Here is a 307-nt window from a genome sequence, read left to right on the forward strand (position 1 = left end):
ACGACGTAGTCTTTGCAGAGCGTCATCTCGTTGCCTGCGAGGGTCCACATTTTCAGCGGTTTTACGGGAAGGCTGGGACGCCCGGCGACATCGGGGAACCAGACGTCGACTTTGCCACCAGGGGACAGGCCGAAGAGAAGATTATCGTACCAGACGGCATCCCCGTCCCAGGTATGATCGGCAGGGGTTTTCATCCGTAGCCAGGTTTCTGGTCCGAACACGGCGCTGGTCTCGTAAGTTTGTTTGTCGATATAGGATTCCCAGCAGAAGACAATGTACTGAGGCGGTTTTTTGACTTTGTTGAAAA

At 54.1% G+C, this 307-nt stretch carries 1 protein-coding gene; it reads right to left on the reverse strand.

Annotated features, from left to right (window positions below; all coding sequences use genetic code 11):
* A partial coding sequence (locus OGV67_RS02525; protein WP_286464878.1) for a DUF2931 family protein occupies positions 1 to 307 on the reverse strand: 307 nt, incomplete at both ends.

This window comes from Citrobacter sp. CK188, assembly GCF_030333525.1.
GTDB lineage: Bacteria > Pseudomonadota > Gammaproteobacteria > Enterobacterales > Enterobacteriaceae > Citrobacter_B > Citrobacter_B koseri.